Annotated in this window: 6 protein-coding genes; all 6 read right to left on the reverse strand. The window is 61.1% G+C overall.

Translation table 11 applies throughout. The features are described from left to right. Nucleotides 1-18: 18 nt before the first annotated feature. Nucleotides 19-9,165, reverse strand: coding sequence for a polyketide synthase (locus tag J2S70_RS01955; RefSeq protein ID WP_307682069.1), 9,147 nt, complete (start codon nucleotides 9,163-9,165; stop codon nucleotides 19-21). 33 nt (nucleotides 9,166-9,198) lie between these two features. Next, a complete protein-coding gene (locus J2S70_RS01960; RefSeq protein ID WP_307683354.1) occupies nucleotides 9,199-10,776 on the reverse strand; it encodes an acyl-CoA carboxylase subunit beta in 1,578 nt (525 codons plus the stop codon). Nucleotides 10,777-10,802: 26 nt separating this feature from the next. Beyond that, nucleotides 10,803-12,626 carry an ATP-binding protein gene (locus J2S70_RS01965; protein WP_307682070.1) on the reverse strand — a complete coding sequence of 608 codons (1,824 nt, stop codon included), beginning with the start codon at nucleotides 12,624-12,626 and terminating at the stop codon, nucleotides 10,803-10,805. A gap of 17 nt (nucleotides 12,627-12,643) precedes the next feature. Next, nucleotides 12,644-13,516 (reverse strand): biotin--[acetyl-CoA-carboxylase] ligase, encoded by an 873-nt coding sequence (locus J2S70_RS01970; RefSeq protein WP_307682071.1) that lies wholly within the window; start codon nucleotides 13,514-13,516, stop codon nucleotides 12,644-12,646. 274 nt (nucleotides 13,517-13,790) lie between these two features. Beyond that, complete coding sequence (locus tag J2S70_RS01975) at nucleotides 13,791-14,783, reverse strand: malate dehydrogenase (protein WP_307682072.1); 993 nt, start codon at nucleotides 14,781-14,783, stop codon at nucleotides 13,791-13,793. Between the two features lie 103 nt (nucleotides 14,784-14,886). Continuing rightward, complete coding sequence (locus tag J2S70_RS01980; protein WP_307682073.1) at nucleotides 14,887-18,120, reverse strand: DUF3427 domain-containing protein; 3,234 nt, start codon at nucleotides 18,118-18,120, stop codon at nucleotides 14,887-14,889. Nucleotides 18,121-18,319: the final 199 nt, after the last annotated feature.

Below are 18,319 nucleotides of genomic sequence, written 5' to 3' on the forward strand. Positions count from 1 at the left end.
GGTGAGCGGTTCTCGCCATTAGCCGGCATAAGATCCGCCGGCATAGAATCCATCCGCGCCAAGGCGTGCCTCAGGATCGAGAAGCATGGCTGCTTCAACCTCGTGGGCGTCGTAGTCCGCGGAGTCTTCCTTGAAGCGGCGGCCTTCGATCGGCTCGTACAGTTCGCGGCGGCCGATCATACCCTGCTCGAGGTGGCGGGCACCTGAGCGCATGCGCTCTTCGGCCCGCTCACGCCACCGATCTGCAGCCTCGCGGCCGTGCGCTCGTTCAACAGCGGCTTCGAATGCACCAGGGTGGACGAACGCCATCATCGAAGAAACGTGCCCGAAACCGAGCGAGGTGGCGAGCGCCGCCTTGATCGGGCTACGCTTGCCGAGGTTGAGCGGATCGCGCAACCACACCAGGTAGTCCCGGTCGTAGAACACCGGATCCAGGTTGTCGAGCGATCGATTCGCCGGAACAATGCCGTTGTTGAACACCTGGGTCAAGCCTGCAATCTGGAACAGCGCAGCGCCGCCCTTCGAGTGGCCCGTGAGCGTCTTTTGAGAGATCACGTGCAACGGATTGCCATCGGTACGCCCGAGAGCTTTCGCAAGGCGGTCATGCAGCTCCGCCTCGTTCGGATCGTTGGCATTGGTGGACGTGTCGTGCTTGGACAGCACCGCGATGTCGTCCACTTTCACGCCGAGCTTGGCGAGGTCGCGGGCCATTCGCGAGTTCTTGCCACCGTGTCCGGCCGCGAGTGCGCCGAGTCCGGGTGCGGGGATCGATGTGTGTGCGCCGTCGGCGAAGGTCTGCACATATCCGACCACCGCGTAGACGGGCAGCCCGAGCTCGAGTGCCAGATCGCCACGCGCAATCAGCACGGTTCCGCCGCCCTGGCCTTCCACGAAGCCGCCTCGGCGAAGGTCTCCAGCGCGTGAGAAAAAGCGATCATGGATGCCCTGCTCCTCAAGCGATGCCGAGTCGGCCGTAGCGTTCATGAAACCGAAGCCTTCTAGCGATTCCACGGAAATGTCATCGTTCGCGCCGGTCACAACGAACTTGGCTTTGCCAGTCGCGATCTTGTCAAGACCTTCCTCCAGCGATACGGCTGCCGATGCGCACGCCGCAACTGGCTGGACCATCGCACCGTAGCCGCCCACGTAGGACTGCATGGTGTGGGCCGCGATCACGTTGGGCAAGGTCTCTTGCAAGATATCCTGCGGAACGTCCTCGCCGAGGAAGCGCTCAACGAACAGCTTGCGCATTGAGCTCATGCCTCCAAAACCGGTGCCCTGCGTGGATGCGATCTGGGTTGGGTGCACTGCCTCAAGAAGTTCGGCCGGTTCGAAGCCTGCCGAAATGAAGGCATCCACGGTAGTCACGAGGTTCCACACGGCCATCTTGTCCGCCGATTCGATCATCGACGCCGGGATGCCCCAGCGGGTCGGATCGAAATCTTTAGGTAGCTGACCCGCGACGTAGCGCGAAAGAGTCGTCTTGCGCGGCACCATGGTCGTGGCACCCTTCTTGCGGGTGACGAGCCAATCGGGGTTCTCCGCCGACGGCGGGGTGATCTCAGTGAACTGCGGATCTGCGACCTCGTAGGCTCGCGCATCCTCTTCGGAGTCCACCGAGAACGTGATCGGGCGATCGAGGAACACCGTCACCATGTCAACGGTGCCGCCATCTTGGATCGGCCCATCGTCGGAAAGTCTGCGCACGCCACAGCGCGCCACGACTTCGTCACGGAAGCGTTCGTAGATCTCCGATTCATCGACGTAGTTATCTTCGGCGTCATACCAGCCGGCCTTAGGCGCTTCGTGCCAGGTCAGCAGACCCGTCATCCATGCGAGTTCGAGAACTCCTGCCGCGGTGAGGTCAACCTCGCCATCTGCCTGGATGCCGAGCTCTGCCGATAGGCGCGTACGGGATGAACCCCACGGCCCAGCCTCGCCGACGCCCACGATCACGATCGTGTCTTCCGGGCGCGCGCTGCCATCGGACCACACGTCCGAGTACTCGGGCAGGCCAACGACCTTCGGGCTGGGGAGCGCCGAAATGGTTTCGCCTTCGGGTTCGCTTGGAGCCGCTGGTTCCTCAACCTTCGCGTTCTTTGCCAGCTCGGGGAAATCGATTGCTTCCAGTCCGCCGGTTAGGTCCGCATCGATTGGCTCAACGCGAGCCTTTTCGCGGGATTCCTTCGATGCGAGGCCGACCAGCTGGTCCGCCATTTCATCGGTGGACCAGGTGCGAACGCCAGCGGCTTCCGCAGCTTCTACGAGCGGATCGTTCCCGCCCATGAGGCCGGTACCTCGCACCCACCCAATGCGGGCGTGTGCGAGGGTTACTCGATCGGCCCACGGTTCGACCTTCCACTTGTTAACGATCGCGTCAAAAGCGGCCTTGACCTCACCGTATGCACCGTCTCCACCGAATAGGCCGCGGTTGGGCGAACCGGGAAGCACCGCGTGCATGCGATGGCCCACAACGGTATCGGAACCGATCTTGGACAAGCCGGTGAGCAGGCGCTCAAGGCCCCACAGCATCAGGCGGGCCTGACTTTCGGTATCGGAACCAGCCTCATCCATCATGCCGAACACGCGCGGGGCAGCAAACGGGAAGAGCATGTCCGGTACCATCGCCGGCTTCTTCTCCTTCGTCTGCCCGCCCACGGTCTCACGCACCGGGTTACCGATCCACTCCACCAGCGAATCGATATCGCGATAGGAGGAAAGGTTGGCGGGAACGAGCCACAGGCTTGCGTCGCCGCGCGCATTTTCGCGGTAGAGCTTGCGCCCTGCGAGCAGACGCTTCTGGTCAACGCGCGAAGCGGTGGCAATCACGGTGGCACCACCCGCGAGCAGGCGTTTGGCTACGGCTCCACCGATCGAGTCGGGGGTCATTCCCGTGACGACGGCGATCTGGCCGCTGTATTCGCCAGTGGAGTTATCGACGGCAACTTTCGTGATCTCACCGAGGGCTCCCCGAATCTGGTCTGAAATATCGGCGTTGTCGATGTAGTACTGCGCCTGCCGTGCCACTTCAGCGCCAGTTCCGACGAAGCTTGACTCGTTCAGCGCTTCGATCGGTGTGTCACCATTGACCAGGCGTGCCAAATCTTCACGAGCGGTTGCCCACCTGTCGTTAAGCAAAACGGCCTTCTTCGCTGAGAATCCTGGCGCAACGAGCTTCGGCCAATTTGAGCCAAGCTCTGCGGTGACGGCCTCGACTAGCTCTGAGTCTTCCATCTGAGCTGCTGGCACAGGGGTGGTCTTGCCTAGCCGTTCGAGAAGATCGCGAGCGTTATCGGCGAGCACCGATGTGATTTCATCCGAGAAAGCATCGAGGGCGGCGGAATCAACCACAGCGCCGCCAGCTCCCCCACCAGCGCTCGGCTTAGCTACAGCGATCCCCTTCAACGCGCCCACGCGTTCAACAGCCGCGTCGATAAGCGCATCGACTTCAGCCACGGAGGTCGGGTTGGCCGGAAGCTGCGTGAGCTCGCCACCGCGAGCTGACTTGCCTTCGCGGGTATCAAGCAAAATAACTGCAGTGGCCCATGCCGTCCAGCCTTCGCCCAATCCCCAGGTGCCCGAGACGCGCTGGCCAATGTGATCCAGCCTCAGGCCGGCAGCGCCAAACAGCTTGCGGATGCGATCAGCCATCGCCTCCGAGAGAACCGGGCCGAATGGCTTGTAGTTGTGGGCCAGCTTGTTGACGGTCTTGGACAGCTCGGCCACGGATGCCTCCGCGGCGCCGTCGATTGACGACAGGTTGAGCTCGGACGACATGTCCATGAGCACCTGATTGCGCTTGGAAGACACACCATTGGTCAGCGATTCCACGTTATCTGCATCGCCCACCTGTTCGTAGGTGAGTTTGTTCGAATCGGCCAGCAACACGCGCGTGGCGTCCGCCGCGTCGAAGGTAATTTCTTCAATCGGCCCAGAAACACTAGCCGCAGGTGCGGGCGCTGCTGGCGTTGCCGGTGCCGAATCCACAGCTGGTGCCGCCTCCGCAGCGGGGCTCGCCTCTGCACCAGTTACTGCTTCGCCAGCACCAGTAGGAGCCGTATCACCCGCGGCCGGGCTACCACCTGCCGCCTCGCCGCCAGCCTCATCAGCGCCATCAGCCTGAACGGACACGAGTGGTTCAGCACTAGCCTGATCCTGGTTGTAGACGAGCTTCTCGTCGCGCTGCACGTTGTAAACGCTCACGCGGCGGTTGGCGAACTTCGGCTGAGCCAGCGTGCGCGAGGCGAGATTGGCCAGCGTCGGCGCGGCACCAAGGCCGATCTCCACGAGGTTTTCCACCCCGGCCCCGCCGTCGGCGATACCGCGGAAGAGGAAGTCCTGGGTTTCGATCCAACGCACCGGCGAGGCGAACTGCCACGCCAGCAGCTCCACGAGCAGGTCACGGGTGATCTTTCCGGCCTCGGCGCCAAGATCGACCTCGGACCACCGCTCTTTCAGACCGCGCACCGTCTCCGACGGCACGACCTCAAGGATCGAATCCAAGAAGTCCTCCGTCAGCTCGAAGGGGCGAGCCACAAGGTTCGGGATGTAGCGATCCACCAGCATCGCCGGGTCGATCTCGGCAGGCAACAGCCCGTCGAGCAGATTTCTGAAGTCTGGCACGCCGTCGCGCAATACCGTCGAGTGGAACGGCACGTCAATGCCCGGCACCAGCATGAACGGGCGCTTCCCACCAGCCTCTTCGGCCCGCCTTTCGGCATCGGCCGCGAGCGCCTCGATACCCGCAATGGTTCCGGCGATCGAATACTGCTGACCAGCCAAGTTGTAGTTAACGATCTCGATAAACTCGCCGGTCGCCTCAGCAACGGAGGCAACGTAGTCCTCCACCTGATCATCGCCCACGCCGAACTGGTTCGGCCGCAGGGCACCCATCTGGTAGTTGGAGAAGCCTTCCTCATCGCGCGGGACGAGGTTGTGCATCGTCGATCCGCGGTGGAACACGATTTCGATAACCGTCTCGAGTGGGAAGATCTGGCCGTAGGCGGCCAGCGCGTTGTACTCGCCAAGGGAGTGCCCAGCCAAGTACGAGCCTTCTACCAGTGCACCGGCCTCACGCAAACGTTCTGTCTGCGCAAATGCCACGGTTGCGAGCGCAACCTGAGTGAACTGGGTCAGGTTGAGCACGCCATTCGGGTGCCGGTAGGTCACGCCGTTGGCGGTCAGCACCTGCGGGTTATCCCGCACGATCGCCAGAATGGAGAAGTCGAGTGCGGCCCGCGTGTGTTTATCGGCGCGCTCCCACACGTCCCTAGCAGCAGCCGACGACGCCCGCTCGTCAAGCGCCATTCCTTGGGCTTGCACGCCCTGGCCGGGGTACACATAGGCAGTCTTGGCCGGAGTGACGGTGGCGGTCGCCTGCGAAACCACGTTCTTGTCCACACGGCAGTTAACTTCGAGGATGAGCCCGCCGCCCGGCACCGATCCGATGCGCTCGACGGAGATGTCCACCTCGTCGTTCAGATCTACCGTGCCGTACATTCGGTAAGTCCAGCCTTGGATGTGCCAGCGGTGGCCGTCCTCATCAGTCGCGGACACCGCGTGCTGGGCGGCGGCACACAGCCACATGCCGTGCACGAGCGGCGCTTCCATTCCGGCCACTTTAGCGGCGCGGTAGGAGGTGTGGATCGGGTTGTAATCACCCGATACCATCGCGAACGGGGTCATATCGCTTGGCGCGGTGACGCTCACGCGGCGTAGCACCGAGCGCGGCGTATCGCTAATCTCCTGGGCGATGCCGCCCGCGTAGGGTGGATCAACCGGGAGTTCCTTACCGAACACGCGGCCACGAATCGCAAAGCGCTCCATGAACGCTCCGATGAATTCGCCGTCGTGGGTGAGCTCCGTTTCGACGACGACAACGCGGCCCGAGCTGGATTCCGAATACGATGTGCAGCGGCTACGGGCGTCGAGGTGGTCGAGGCCGATCAGCCTGTCAGTGTCAAGGTTTTCAGTGTGGTCGAGGTGGACGGCGTTGAGTAGCCCCTCAATCACCGGATAGTCGTCCACGATCGCCGAGCCGAGCGCGGCGTAGATCGAAGGCCAGCACATGCCCAAAACGGCCGAAGGCACGATCGGCGCCAGCTTCAACGACGACGGCAGGCTATCAGCTGACACTCCTGCATGCAGGGTGCCCAGTTCGGGGCGGATGGAGAAGCGGTAGTGCGCTTCTCCGAATTCCGAATCGGGCGAGTTAGGCTCGATCCGTGGAAGTTCGGTGATCTGGTCACCCATCGGGTTGGGCGCACCCACACCCGCCGTCGCAGCTAACAGGCCGTACATCGCTTCCGGTAGACGCTCGTCGTCCACCACCGGCACGGCACCCGTCGTCGCTCCCTCCGGGATGATGAGCGGAACGCGCAGCTCGCGCACGGCGTGCTGCTTCGCGTCCGTGCCGTCCCACATCGTGTCGAGGTTGACCACGATGTCGTAGCCCTTCTTGGTTTGCACGAGGTTGTAGTTATCGACGACTGTCGCCGGGTTGGTCATAAGGTGGCCATGCCACTGGATGTGCGGCGTGGTCCGAACATAGTCCTCAACCGTTAGCGCATCGCGCGAGTAACGCTCGGCTGGCTCGGCCCCGTTGAGCGCCTCGATCGTGGCGTCCTCGTAGCGAGCCAAGATCTGCGCAACCGGCTCGTTCACCTTCGTGATGCCGGCAACGGACACCGGGCCTGGAATGATGCGCACCTGGTCGGCGATGTAGCGCGGATCGTGGCTCTGCCACAGGCCGTCGGTGCCCCACGAGCGCAAGAGCCCGCCGTCGATGATCGGCACGAACGGAACCGGCTTCGGATACTTGCGGCACAGCTCGACGAACCACGCGGCGTCAAACGTCGTCAATTCAATATCCTCGGCCTGCGGATATGCTTCCAAGATCTTCGAAATGACCACCTCGGGATCTTCCACCGATTCGACATCGGGAAACATCGAAACGATCTCCCCGGTCTCCACGGGCGCCAGGCGCGCCTCGACGCGCTGGGCGAGCTCGTGCCAGCGCTGAATCCACGAGATGTCGTTCCACGGGTGCGAGAGCTCGGCGTAGCGGCGCAGCACCTGCGCGTAGGTCATTTCGTCCAGATCGCCAAAGTATGGTTTGGCGGTTTTGTTGATGGCTTCCACGATCTCGTCGTGGCGTTCCACAAGCGCTTCGCGGTCGTTTTGTACCTCGATGATCAGGCGCGCAGCTGCCGAGGCGGAATTTTCGATTTCGTACATATCGGCGAGCAGGTGTGAAAGCCCGGAGGTCATTCCCCCGTTGATTTCCCCTTCACCAACCCAGCCTTCGTTGTCATCCGGCGACACGCCGGGGGTGTCGACGAGCAGCTGCTTGACGTCGTCGTTGGTCTTGGCTTCCTTCGCCGTCATCGCGGCGGTGCCGATCATGATCGCGTCAACAGGCATCTTGACGTTGCCGTGTTTGAGCGCCCATTCGCCGGTCATGAAGGCAGCGGCGCGTTCCGGCACGCCCAGCCCTCCTCCGGCAACGAGGATCGTGTTTTCTTCTGCGCGGATTTCTTCGTAGGTGGCGAGCAGGAGCTGGTCGAGGTCCTCCCACGAGTGGTGGCCGCCTGCGTGGCCATCTTCGACCATGAGCAGCACCGGCGCGCCTTCCACGCCGCGCGCGATCTCGAGCACTTGACGAATTTGCGCCACGGTTCCCGGCTTGAACGCCACGTAGGTAAAGCCCTTGGCGCGCAGGTCGTGAACGAGTTCGATGCCTTCTTCAAGTTCTGGAATACCAGCGGAGACGACGACGCCGTCGATCGGCGCCCCCGATTCGCGGTCACGGGAAACGATGTGCTGGGTGCCGAACTGGAGGTTCCACAGGTACCGGTCCATGTACATGGCATTGAACTGGACGGTACGGCCCGGCTCCAACTGCTCGACAAGGCCGGCGAGGTTGTCTTCGAAAACCTGCTCGGTCACCTGTCCGCCGCCGGCCATCTCCACCCAGTAGCCAGCGTTTGCTGCGGCTGCCACGATGTCGGGCTCGACCGTCGTCGGCGTCATTCCCGCAAGCAGAACGGGCGAGCGCCCGGTCAGGCGTGTGAACTTGGTGTCGACGACGATCTGGCCGCCGTCGAGCCTGGCGAGCTTCGGCGCGAATTCAGACCAGTCGGCGCCCTTCGTCCAATCGTTTCCGGGAATAGAAATTTGGTCGCGGGCATTCGAGGTCGACGCGTTAACGACGCCGATGCCTCGGCCCTTCGTGTTGTCTTCCGTGATCCGGTTTAGGCCAGCGCCCGGGCCAAGATCGATGATCCACTCGGTGCCTTCGGCTGCCTGTGCGAACACTTCGTCCCAATTGAGCCGCTTGGTGAGAACGGCGGCTGCCAGCGCGTCCACATCAACATCCGCGGACAGTCCGCAGGCGCCAACCCAATCGTGAACTTGAGCGAGTGCCGGTTCGAGCAGACCGGAATGGAAGGGGGCGGACACGTCGAGGAAGTCGACAATCGGTTCCATGGGTGCCCCGCCAATGGTCTTGTCTTCGCGGGCCTTCTTTTCGACTGCAGCGAGGTCTTCGAGATCGCGGCGCACGGCGTCGAGCTCTGCCGGCACGCCCGAAAGAGTGTAGGAAGTGCGGGTGTTACGGATTGCGAGCCACACGCCCGGGTGCCGCTTAACGATCTGCTTAAGCGCCGTTTCGGGGATGCCGCGTACCGCCATCATCGGGGTGAGTTCGCCGTGGCGTTCGGCGCCCGCCGCGCGCGTTTCCTTGGTCGCGGCCGCGCCAATCAGGCGTGCGAGCACAACGATCTTCGCCACGTGTTCGGCGTCGTCAACATGCTTGGCAAGCGCGACGGCGAGCACGCCCTGCGAGTGGCCGATCGTCGCCTGCGGTGCGGCGCTGACCGAAAAGTCGAGAAGCGCGCCGTACTGGGCAAGCAGAATTCCGGGCACCGATGCGAAAGCTTCGGCCGACGGGCTGTCGAACAGGTCAAGCTTGCCCGCGCTGATCCGCGTGATTTCGGGGAGCACGGGTGCAAGCAGCTGGTCGGTACGAGCGAGCACTCCATCGAGGGTCGAGCGGATGGCGGCGTCCTCGGACAGATCTTTCAGAGCCGAACGCCACGGGGTGGCCTGGCCTGCGAACTGGAGGACGTACGGCGCGCCGTCGTTGAGTTGATTAGCGAGTGTCATGTATTTCTCCTAGAAAAGGGCGTAAGTCGAGCCTTACATCGGCATGTTGCCGTGGCGGGCCGGGCCGGTGTAGATGGTGTTCTTGGTTTGAAGGGCCTCGAGTGAGGCGGAAATGGTTGCGCGCGTGTCGTTTGGCGAAATGATGCCGTCGAGCTCGCCGCGGGCAACCGAAAGATAGGGATTGACGTTATTTCGGGTGTAGGCGGCGGATAGTTCGGCGTGAACTTCGGCCTCGTTGCCCTCTTCGAGGGCTTTGGCCAGTTCGCGCCGGTGAATGATCGACACCGCGCCGTCGGCACCAAGCACGGCAATTTCTGCGCCGGGCCAAGCGTAGACGAGGTCGCCGCCAAGGGATTTCGACCCCATGACGATGTATGCGCCGCCGTATGCTTTGCGCAGGATCACGGTAACGAGCGGCACCGAGGCCGTCGCATACGCCCAGATAAGTTTGGCGCCGCGGCGAATAATTCCGGCCTGTTCCTGCTGGGTTCCCGGGCGGTAGCCGGGCACGTCCACGAGAGTCACCACCGGAATCTTGAATGCGTCGCAGAACTGCACGAAGCGGGCTGCCTTTTCCGAGGCATCCACGTCCAGCGTTCCGGCGTCGTGTATCGGCTGATTGGCAACGATTCCCACCGACCGGCCTTCGATACACGCGAAGCCGACGACGATATTACGCGCAAAGAACTCTTGGATTTGCACGAATTCGCCGTAATCAACGATCGCGGAAATAACATCGACGACGTCGTAGGGCACTTTCGTTTCATCGGGCACAATCGCGCCCACGTCGATGTGTACGTCCTCCTCGATGTAGTCGTAGAAGGGCACCGGTTCATCTGAGTTTGAGGGCAGGTAGGTGAGCAACGTGCGCGTGTAATCGAGCGCGTCATCCTCGTCTTCTGCGAGATAGTGCGCCACGCCAGATTGGAAATTGTGCACCTGCGCGCCGCCCAAGTCCGCGAACGAAACGTCTTCGCCCGTCGTCGCCCGAACTACGTCCGGGCCGGTGACGAACATGTGCGAATTGTCCTTGGTCATGATGATGAAGTCGGTGAGCGCCGGCGAGTACACGGCGCCGCCCGCACACGGGCCAAGGATGAGCGAAATCTGCGGGATCACGCCGGAGGCCTGGCAGGTTTTCTTGAAGATCCGGCCGTATTGGCCGAGTGCCACCACGCCTTCTTGGATGCGGGCGCCACCGGAATCCATGATCCCAATTACGGGGATGCGCAGCAGGAGCGCCTTGTCGATCGTGGCGATGATCTTGTCGCCTTCGGCCTCGCCGAGCGTGCCGCCCTGCACCGAAAAGTCTTGCGCGTAGATCGCCACCTGGCGGCCGTTAATTTGGCCAAGCCCACACACGACCGCCGCGCCCTTAAAACCTTCAGCCACGTTTCCGCCAACGAACTGGCCGATTTCGGTGAAGCTTCCCGGGTCGAGCAGGGTGTCGATGCGCTCCCGAGCGGTCATTTTGCCCTTGGCGTGCTGGCGCTGCTGGGCCTTTTCCTCCGCCTGCGCAGACAGCTCGTTCTGATAGGCAATGAAGCGCTCGCGGTCCACTTCGCGCGAGGAATGATCGATGGTTAGTGACTCGTCGGTCAACGTGATCATGGAATCGGACACGGATGCTCCTTTCGTTAGTTATTCGGCGTGATGGTGAGTAGTTGGTTTCCAGCGGCGACGTTTGCGCCTTGAGTGGTTGAGATGGATTCCACGACGCCGTCAATCGGCGCGTACACATAGCTCTCCATTTTCATGGACTCGAGCACGACGAGCAGATCGCCCTCTTTAACTTGCTGGCCTTCTTCGGCCACCACGCGCACCACAATCGCCTGAATCGGCGAGCGAACGTCGCCCGTCGCTGCTTCCCCGCCATTGGTCAGGCCTTCGCGTGTGCGGGGCGCGCGGCGCAGCGGCTGCGGGCGCGGCGAGGGCGCGGTAGCTCCACCGCCAAACAAGCCCTTGGGCACGCGCAGCTCGGAAAGCTTGCCGTCGATCTCGATGATGAACGTTTCACGCTCGGGTGTATTCGCACTGGGTGCCCCGCCTGGCTGTGGCGTTGACACTGCAACCGGTTGTGTACCTGCCGGTTTGGCTAATGCTAAGCCGGGCGCCGCCGTCGCGGACTGCTGCCAGCGCGGAAGGAAATCCTCTTCAAACCAACGGGTTGAGTACTCGACGTTCTTAAAGGTTTCGGTATCTATCACGTCCCGGTACAGGCCCATCGGCGTGGCGATGCCCTCGAAACGTAATTCGGCAAGCGCGCGCAGTGAGCGGGCGATAGCGATATCGCGGTTCGGGCCAGTCACAATGATCTTGGCGAGCATCGAATCGAAAGCGGAGGTAACGCAGTCGCCTTGCTGCACACCCGTTTCGATACGTACGCCGTGGCCGAGCGGCCATTGCAGGTTCGTGATCGTGCCTTCGGAGGGCATCATGTCGCGCGCCGGATCCTCGGAGGTGAGGCGGAATTCGAAGGAGTGGCCCACGGGTTCGGGCACCGCACTCATCGGCTGCCCGCTTGCGATCAGGATCTGCTCGCGCACGAGGTCAAGACCGGTGACCTCTTCGGACACCGTGTGTTCGACCTGCAGGCGCGGGTTGACCTCGAGGAAGAAAATCGCGCTATCTTCGCCCGCGACGGCGCGCTCAACGAGGAATTCGCACGTGCCAAGGCCAACAAAATCCGAACCCTCGAAGAGCGCTCGTGACCAGTCGAACAGCGTCTGTTCCTGCTCGGCGCTAAGCCCGGGCGCGGGCGCTTCTTCGATGAGCTTTTGGTTGCGCCGCTGGATCGAGCAGTCGCGCGTGGAAACCACCGCGAAGTTTCCATGCGAATCGCGCATGCACTGAGTTTCGATATGGCGGGCCGTTTCGAGGAACTTTTCCACGAAAATGCCCTGCGGGTTCGGTCCGGCTGCGGTGAAAAAGTGGTTGAGATCGTCGTCGTTACGGATAATCGTAATGCCGCGCCCGCCGCCACCGTCGGCCTTCTTCGTCACGATCGGGTACCCCCAACGTTCAATAAAGGCTTCGACTTCATCGCGGCCCGCGATCGCTTCGGAGATTCCGGGGACGGGTTGGACGCCGGAGCGTTCGGCGAGCTGGCGGGCCGAAATTTTGTCACCAAGTTCGCGCAAAGTGGCTGGTGAAGGGCCGATCCAGGTGATGCCCGCATCGGTGACGGCCTCGGCGAATTCGGGGCTCTCGGAGAGGAAACCGTAACCGGGATGAATCGCATCCGCGCCGGTTTGCTTGGCGAGGGCGATGAGCTTGGCGCCATTCATATACGTATCGGCGTAGCTTTGCCCACCGAGCGCGTGCGCTTCGTCGGCGAAGCGAGTGAATGGCGTTCCGAAATCTGCTTCGGCATAGCCCACCACGGTGGGGATCAGCATGTCTTTGGCCGTGCGAATCACGCGCATCGCGATTTCGGAGCGGTTGGCAATCAAAATCTTCACGGGGTTGTGTCCTTTGCTTAGTTGGCTGGCAGCTTGCCGTGTTCAACAAACATGGCGACTTCGGCTGGTGAGACCGTTGTTGCCCGTTCGCCTTGGAGAATGAGGTGGGCATCTTCGGTGAGTCCGGCGATCGTGCCCGTTTTTCCTGCCACGGTTACTTGAGTTCCGCGGCCGTGGAGGTGTGCGTTGAACTCTGCGATGAGTTCAGTTGCGTCTGCTTCACGAGCGAACGTGGCGATTCGGCTGGCTAGATGCGGGAGGTACAGCGCTAGTAGCTGTTGAGCCGGAAACGAGCACGTGAGTTCGGTGATATCGGAATCGTTGAGAACCGTGCCAGTGCCGGATACATCAAAGCCGGCGTGAGCGAGAGAGGTGGCGCCCTCCACGAGCTCGTGTTCGCGCTGGCTCACATTCACCCCGACGCCAATTGCCGCACACAGTTCTCCGCGCTGGGCCGAGTGTTCGGATAGGAATTCGCCGAGGATTCCGGCAATCTTCAAGCCGCCGAGCACGACGTCGTTGGGGAACTTCACCTCGAAACCATCGGCGCTCGCGGCGTTGGCCTTGGTGAACTCTGATTTAGTGAAATCAACGAGCGCCGCACGCATGGCAGCCGCACCAATCAGGGTAAGAAAGCCGATGCGCTCCCTCATGAGCTCGGAATCGGGGAGTGTGATGAACGTGGAGGCGAGGAGAGATTGGTTCGGGCCGGACTCCCAAGATCTGCCGAGCCTGCCGCGGCCTGCGGTTTGCTGGCCTGCACAGACTGTGGTGAGGTGCTCGGCGTTGGTGAGTGCCCGCACGTCGTCCTGAGTGGAGGTCGTGGTTTCCACAAAGCGAACGCTGTGGGCGCTTGGCCTGGCCGGAGCCTGCTGTAGCGGTCTATCCATGCAAGCTACCATAACGTAAGTTACCGAACGGTAGGGTAAGTTAGCTGTGCGAGTCCCCGCGAATCTCGCATCAAAAACCCCGCATTTTCGCAGGCTAACAGGGAAAAGTTACCCGCTTGTGACATTGCCTACGATACCGTAGGTCCATAATTGGACATCCCCGCTCCGGCGACACAGAGTTGGGCGGTGAACTATCTAAGAACGCGTAAGGGGCATGACCCTTGCAGATCATGCCCCTTACGCCAGTTCGGCTTCCGTGCAGGAACCAGCTGTTTTACTTGATCAGGCCCAGCGCGCGAACGGCGTCGAGCTCTTCTTGAGCAGCCTTGATGTTTCGGTCGATACCAGCCTGAGTAGCCTCGGAAATCTCCAAGCCCTCAACGATCTTCCACTCCCCGCCTTCTGCGGTTGCCGGGAAGCCAAAGATCAGGCCCTCGGGAACTCCGTAGTACGAGCCATCCGAGTAGATGCCTGGGGTCACCCAGTCGCCTTCCGGCGTGCCATTGACCCAGTCGTACATGTGGTCGATCGCGGCCGAAGCAGCCGAAGCGGCAGACGAGGCACCGCGCGCTTCGATAATCGCCGCGCCACGCTTGGCAACGGTCGGCACGAAGTAATCGTTCACCCATGCGTCGTCGACGAGCTCGGGAGCCGGGCGGCCACCGACGGTTGCCCACGTCAGATCCGGGTGCTGATCGGCCGAGTGGTTGCCCCACACCGTCATCTTCTTGATGTCCGCGACGCGCGCGCCGGTCTTTTCGGCAAGCTGCGAGATTGCACGGTTGTGATCGAGGCGCATCATCGCGGTGAAGCGCTCGTTCGGAACATCCGGGGCGTTCTGCATGGCAATCACGGCGTTCGTGTTGGCGGGGTTGCCGACCACGAGCACGCGAATATCGTCCGCCGCATGGTCGTTGATGGCCTTGCCCTGCGGACCAAAAATGCCGCCATTAGCTTCGAGCAGGTCGGCACGCTCCATGCCTTTTGTGCGCGGGCGGGCGCCGACCAGTAAACCAACGGAGGAACCGTCGAAAGCCTGGTTGGCGTCGTCGTAAATATTGACGGACTCAAGCAGCGGGAACGCCGAATCGTTGAGCTCCATTGCGGTGCCCTCCGCAGCTTTCAGGCCCTGCGGGATCTCGAGCAGATTGAGGCGGACCGGCACGTCGTTGCCGAGAAGCGCGCCGGAAGCGATGCGGAACAGTAGCGCGTAGCCGATGTTGCCTGCGGCGCCTGTAACTGTGACGGTAACTGGAGACTTTGCCATGTAGATAAACTCCTTTGGTGATTCCAACGCGCCGTTGCGCGTCCACCAGAAAGTCTAGCGGTTGGGGGTCACGACGGCGGCCGTCTTATGTCCCAAGCGAAGATCAGGCGACCAGCTTGGCTATGCTCAGCAGATCGGCGGGCATCGGGCGGTCAAGTTCCCACTCGATCGCCATTGGTTTCGAGCCGGCATGGCCCACGTACCTCGCCGTCCCCAGGCAGGTATACGGCTCCGTGCCGAGATCCCCAGTTTTTGCTTCCCTAACAAAAAGTACGACGCCGGAGCCACGGCTTTCGTGGTGAATGTAGCGTTGGCCAGTTGGTGAGTTTTCACCCGTCGTCGACTGGGACTCCCAGTGAAAACGGGTTGGCGAGATCGCGTAGTCGCGGTACATCGTGCTCGGCGAATAATCAGCTTCTGACTTCTTCAGCGTGATCAGAAGAAGGTCCACGTCCAGCTCTTTGACATGCTTGACGCCTTCACGAACATTTCCGGGCTTTTCCGAATCGAGCGTTCCAAGCCCGAACCCCGCGAGCAGCTCCTCGCGCGAATATCGGGCGTGGCTTTGAATCGGCAGTGACGCAAATTTGCCTTCAAGAGGACGGGCAAGCGTGCGGGAGATTTCCTCTCGTACATTCAACACTTCGCTGATTTCATCCCTAAGGATGCGCGACTTCGCAACCTCCACAAGCTTTTCGACCATTTCCTCACGTGCGCCGGTTGGCCACAGCGAATAGAAAAGCATCGGAACGAAGCTTTTCGCGTTACCCATTGCGTTGACAGCCTCGGTTGCTTCGTCGGTATCCGCGCTCAGGGCGAGTTCGCTCAGAATCCTGCGATACGCAGCGATGCGCGGAACGTCGTTCACGTGGGTAAACGCCCGAATTCTCTTAAGCAAATCAAGCTCGAAGAGGCTTGCCTGCTCAAGTTTCGCGCCGCCGTCGAAGGCAAGACTAGAAAAGGCCTGCCACGATCTGGGAATTTTACGCCCAGCTACAGAAGCGGTGGCAGCGCCCGCGCCATACACATCGCTCAGCGACCGATCGGCGTCATCCAAATAGGAACGCAGACTGTACGGGCGCTGTTCTCCCGCATGATCACGAATATCCTTGGTCAATTCCCGCGCCGACAGCGCGAGCGTGGATTTCAGGCTTTCAATCACTTCGGTTTTTGTTACGCGATCGAGAATGATCTGGGAACCAGCGGGCAAGAATGGAAAATCTGCCTCCACGGCCTTGCGAAGTTTCGCGCGCCCAAGTCCCGTAAGCGCTCGAAGCTTGATGTCGAAGCGGAAATTGGCGTGCTGGTGCCCAACAAAGTCGAGAACGGTCAGCACAGGCTTGGTTGGCGTGCGCCGCAGCCCGCGCCCAAGCTGCTGAAGAAAAATCGTTGCCGATTGGGTAGGGCGTGCCATGATAACCGTGTCAATTTCAGGGATATCAAGCCCCTCATTAAAAAGATCCACCGCGAACAGCGCGTTCACTTCACCGGCCCGAAGCGCGGCCAGCGCATCTGCACGCACCTCCTTGCTCGAACCACCGTGAAGTGCGACAGCCGGGATCCCAGATTCGGTGAAAAACTCCGCCATGAAATGTGCGTGCTCGACGCTGACGCAAAAGCCCAGCGCTTTCATGTGATGAACGTCAGTAACGATCCGGGTTGTGTTCTCAACGATCTTCGAAGCGCGCGCACGATCATCAATGTACAGTTGTGCAAGCTCGCTCTGGTCGTATTGACCGCGGCGGAATGTCACCCGGCTCAGATCAGTACCGTCCGCGATGCCAAAATAGTGGAAAGGCACCAAGAGAGCCGCATCCAGTGCATCCCATAATCTGAGCTCGGACGCGACTCGGCCACCAAAGAATTCAGTTGCGACGTTCACGCCATCTGCGCGCTCGGGTGTTGCCGTCAAGCCTAGGAGCTCTTTCGGGCGGAAATGCTCGAGAACTCGACGGTATGACGATGCTTCGGCGTGGTGAAATTCGTCGATGACGAGCACGTCGAAATGGTCCGGATCGAAAGTTGCCATCGTGTTCTGCAGACTTTGCACCGATGCGAAAACGTGGTCCTTGTGCTGCGGACGGTGACCCGCCACGAAAAGCTCACCGAACGAACCGTCGCGAAGTACGTCTCGATATATTCTTCGCGACTGCTCGAGAATCTCCTGGCGGTGCGCCACGAAGAGGAGCCTAGGTAAAATTCCTGGCGTATCAGTTGGTAGCTGTTGCGAGATACGTTGGTAATCGAGTGCTGCGATAACAGTTTTACCCGTCCCCGTAGCCGCAACCACGAGGTTTGCGTGCCGCCCTGCAACGCGCTCCGCTTCAAGCTCGTCAAGTATCACCTGCTGGTGCGGGTATGGGCGGACGAGTAAGGAACTGACAGTTCCCGCCGGCGACGGCGCGGTACCAGAGGAAATGCTGCGCGCACTTTGGAGCGCTTCGTCTAGTCGGCCTCGATCTGTGCTCGGATCGTATTGCTCATAATCGTTGGACGACCAATAGCTATCAAAGGTGGCATTGAATTTTTCAAGAACGTGCGCGGCAACGATTTCGCTCACCCGAACATTCCATTCGATTCCGTCGGTCATCGCGCTTCTCGACAAGTTCGATGAGCCGATATAGGCGGTGGAGTAGCCCGAACGGCGATGGAAGATCCAGGCTTTGGCGTGGAGCTTGGTAGACGCCGAATGGTAGTTAACTCGGATTTGGGCACCGAGGCGAGCAAGCTCATCGAGAGCTTTACGCTCGGTTGCGCCAATATAGGTGGTCGTAAGAACTCGAATTGGCACGCCGCGCCGGGCAAGGGATTCTAGCCCTGAAAGGAGAGTCCGCACGCCTGTCCACTTGATGAAAGAGCCGAGCAAGTCCACGCAGTCCGCCGATTTCATTTCCTTGATGATTTCCGCGGCAAGCCCAGGCTCGTGTGGACCGTTAGTTAAAAGTGCGATATCGGAGAGGGGAATTTCCGGGCGCTCTGGCGGCTCAGCGGCTGCTCCCTCTGTCAGGGAAAGTAGCTGCTCCGGGGAAGTCGCTCGGATCTCGAGGCCCTCGTTTGACAATTCTTTAAAGCTAAAGAGTTTTGTTGGTTCGGGCAGTAGTCCTAAAAGCTTGTTCGCCAGAGCCAGCCGCTCACCTTCTTGCGTTTGTTCGAGAGCGCTTTCGATTCGCGCTGCTAAGTGGGTAGTAAGCACGTGTGGCGCGTCTGCCGGATCGACAGCGGCGCTAGCCTTCACCAACGGCTCTGACTCGAGAAGCCGAGCCAATTCGTCGTCAATGAGTCGCTCGTATAGACCCGGCGGCAGCGCCTGCCAGCTCTTGCTGTTCTGCTCTTCCACGAAACCAGGGTAGCAGCCTAGCCAACAGTAGTTCTGCCGGCTCTCTACTACCATCTGGCGCCATTTGATGTGAGATTAGGGATTTTGCCGAGCGAAAACGGCCGAAAGGGCCGAAAAGTCACAGCAAATGGCCGGGGGTACGAGTAGCCAGCCGAGAAACCGGATAAAAGGCGCGGGCCTGGAACTGGTTGCAGCTCGT

It is taken from the genome of Trueperella bonasi, from assembly GCF_030811535.1.
In the GTDB taxonomy this organism is placed as follows: Bacteria; Actinomycetota; Actinomycetes; order Actinomycetales; family Actinomycetaceae; genus Trueperella; species Trueperella bonasi.

Bases quoted from the DNA above. Each gene is read 5' to 3' on its own strand.
- J2S70_RS01975 (WP_307682072.1), bottom strand. From the start codon at position 14,783: ATGGCAAAGTCTCCAGTTACCGTCACAGTTACAGGCGCCGCAGGCAAC.
- J2S70_RS01970 (WP_307682071.1), bottom strand. From the start codon at position 13,516: ATGGATAGACCGCTACAGCAGGCTCCGGCCAGGCCAAGCGCCCACAGC.
- J2S70_RS01955 (WP_307682069.1), bottom strand. From the start codon at position 9,165: ATGACACTCGCTAATCAACTCAACGACGGCGCGCCGTACGTCCTCCAG.
- J2S70_RS01960 (WP_307683354.1), bottom strand. From the start codon at position 10,776: ATGATCACGTTGACCGACGAGTCACTAACCATCGATCATTCCTCGCGC.